At 64.6% G+C, this 2936-nt stretch carries 3 protein-coding genes; 2 read left to right on the top strand and 1 reads right to left on the bottom strand.

Annotation, left to right across the window (positions count from 1 at the left end; translation table 11 throughout):
* Positions 1-180 (top strand): septal ring lytic transglycosylase RlpA family protein (locus JCM25156_RS12645; RefSeq protein ID WP_025813365.1); only part of this gene is annotated, 180 nt, incomplete at its 5' end.
* Positions 181-222: 42 nt separating this feature from the next.
* Here JCM25156_RS12645 and JCM25156_RS12650 read toward each other — a convergent pair.
* Positions 223-1155: a YihY/virulence factor BrkB family protein gene (locus tag JCM25156_RS12650; RefSeq protein WP_407637123.1), complete on the bottom strand. Its 933-nt coding sequence runs from the start codon at positions 1153-1155 to the stop codon at positions 223-225.
* A 393-nt stretch (positions 1156-1548) separates the two neighbouring features.
* Here JCM25156_RS12650 and JCM25156_RS12655 point away from each other — a divergent pair, with 393 nt between their 5' ends.
* Positions 1549-2679, top strand: a complete 1131-nt coding sequence (locus JCM25156_RS12655; RefSeq protein ID WP_025813368.1) for a type III PLP-dependent enzyme — start codon at positions 1549-1551, stop codon at positions 2677-2679.
* The last annotated feature ends 257 nt before the right edge of the window (positions 2680-2936 follow it).

A 2936-nucleotide genomic window follows, 5' to 3' on the forward strand; every position in this document is an offset into this window, starting at 1 on the left:
CGCCGGACCGGGCGTTCGGTGGTGGTGACGGTCAATGACCGGGGGCCTTATTACGGCCATCGCATCATCGACCTCTCGGCGGAGGCCGCGCGCCGCCTGGGCATCCTGTCCGCTGGTGCGACGACGGTCGATATCGAACCCGCGCATGAGGAAGACGAGGTCGCCAGCGCCCCGCGCTGATGCCGTTTGCACGGTACCGGCCCCGCTGTGCCGTACCGCCCTTCAGAAATGCTGGTGCTTGGTCCAGCCTTCCATCGTCTTGTCCGGTGCGCAGCGCAGGTCCATCTCGATTTCCAGCCCCGCGTTCAGTTCCGCGCCCAGCAGCACGACATAGGCCGAAACGTAGAACCACATCATGATGGCGATGAACGCGCCCAGCGGCCCGTAGGTGACGCTGTACCCTGACAGGTGGCTGACGTAATAGGAAAATCCGGTCGAGCAGATCAGCCATAGCATCGTCGCCCCGACCGAACCGGGCAGGACGCAGCGCCAGTACGTATGGGGCCGGTTGGGGCCGAAGCGGTACAGCACGGAACACAGGGACAGCACGAACAGGAGCATGAGTGCCGGCCCCCCCATGCGCACCAACAGTTCCACCGAACCGCGCGGCGGGGCGACTTCCAGCCGCTGCGGCAGGTAATCCAGCAGGAACGGCAACGCCACCATGAGCGCAAGGGTCAGGATCCCCCCGCAGATGGAACAGAACGTCAGCGCCATGCCCATGGCCTGGAAGCGCACGAAACTGCGGGTTTCCGGTGTGTTGTAGGCCACGTTCATCGCCATGATCAGCGAACGTGTCGCCGCCGAGGCCGACCACGTGGCGATGGTGGTCGATATGATCAGGTTCAGCGTGAGCGAGGAATGCGATTCCGCCACCAGCAGGTGGATGCGCGCGCCGATCACGTCATAGGCGGAAGGCGGCAGCAGGTTGCGCAGCACCACAAGCTGGGGTTCCACCGTCTGGGGATCGAACAGCAGGCCGTACAGGGAGATGAGCGTGCTCATGGCCGGAAACAGCGAAAGGGTGGCGTAGAACGCGCAGCCCGCCGCCGCCAGCGTGATCTGGTCGGATATGATGTTACGGGCGACCTGGCGCAGCACCTTCCTGACCTGCTGCATGGAAAAATCGGGCAGCGGCGGGGCTTGCGGGGGCATGTCCGTCATGTCGATCCGGGTAGAGGATGATCCAGCCAATGCGGGCATCGTGTCCTGTATGGTGTTGGTGGCGGGCACGGGCCGACGGGCGGGCCGACGTGTGGGGATTGTGCCACGATGGGCGCATCCTAAATGAAAAAACCTTTCATAGGGATGATTTTTCTGTTGCGTCACGCGCGTATTGTCCGCATATGCGCTCCCTACGCAACAACGCACGTGCCACTGGCCCTCTGAGGTTACGCAACGACGTCAAGCGTTCTGGCAATCGGGCCGCCGCGCAGGCGGGGGTCCTTATTGGTCGCTGGTCCGTTAGACCGTTTCGCAACATCTGTCCGTTTGTGCAATTCCAGAATTGTATCCATCGGGCGGCAGTACAGAAGGGATTTGGGTGCGATGACTCCCAAAATCGCTCGTTATCTGGTTGAGCAGTCTCCTGCTACGCCTTGCCTTGTCGTTGATGTGGACCGGGTGGAAGAACGCTATCGCGCCCTGCGCGAGGCCCTGCCGCTCGCCCGCATCTATTATGCGGTCAAGGCCAATCCCGCCCGTGAGATCCTGACCCGCCTGGTGGGTCTGGGTTCGGCGTTCGACGCCGCCTCGTGGGAAGAGATTTCCATGTGCCTCGACGCGGGCGCCCGCCCGGCGGATGTCTCGTTTGGCAATACGGTCAAGAAAGCCTCCGCCATTGCGCGGGCGCATGAAGCCGGGGTGGACATGTTCGCCTTCGACTGCGCGGAAGAGCTGGACAAGCTGGCGCGCCATGCCCCCGGATCACGGGTCTACTGCCGCCTGATCGTGGAGAACGAGGGCGCTGACTGGCCGCTGTCACGCAAGTTCGGTACCACGCTGGACAATGCGCGCGACCTTATGCTGCGCGCGCGTGACCTGGGGCTGGACCCTTATGGCCTGTCCTTCCACGTCGGCAGCCAGCAGACGGCGACCGGCGCGTACGAGGCGGCGATCGCCCGCGTGGGCATGCTGTTTACCGACCTGAAGGCGGCGGGGCTGGACCTGCGCATGGTCAATCTGGGCGGTGGGTTCCCCATCCGCTACCGTGACGACGTGCCGGGAATCGACCGTTTCGCGCTGGCGATCAGCCACGCGATGACCGAGCATTTCGGCAATGACCTGCCGGAAATGATTGTCGAGCCGGGACGCTTCATCGTGGGGGATGCGGGCGTGGTCTCGTCCGAGGTGGTGCTGGTCAGCCGCCGTGGCATCGATGACGGGGTGCGCTGGGTCTATCTGGACATCGGCCGTTTCGGCGGTCTGGCCGAGACCGAGGGCGAAGCCATCCGCTATGGCATCCGCACCGCGCATGACGGCATGGAAACCGGCCCGGTCGCCATTGCCGGTCCCACCTGCGATGGCGCGGACATCATGTACGAAAAGACCCCTTACGCCCTGCCGCTTGGCCTGGAGTCGGGGGACCGGATCGAACTGCTCTCCACCGGGGCGTACGTGTCCACCTACTGCTCGACCGGGTTCAACGGCCTTCGGCCGCTTGAGGAACACTATATCTGACACGGCCTGTCCGTTTCGGAACGCGCACGGCAGGGCGGCGGGACGCGGGTCTTGCCGCCCTGCGTGTATCTGGGGAATACACACCCCAGTTCCATCAGTGCCGGAGGTGCCTGCCCGTGTCCTTTTCCACAATGCCGCGCATGCTGGCCCTTGCCGCCATCCTGTATGCGCGGGGGGAATGGCGGGGGCGTTGGCCGCGCCGGCTCTGGTCCGGGCCGAACCGGCGGCGGGCCAGACGGTGGCCGCGGGCAATGTCG

This window comes from Komagataeibacter kakiaceti JCM 25156 (genome assembly GCF_000613305.1).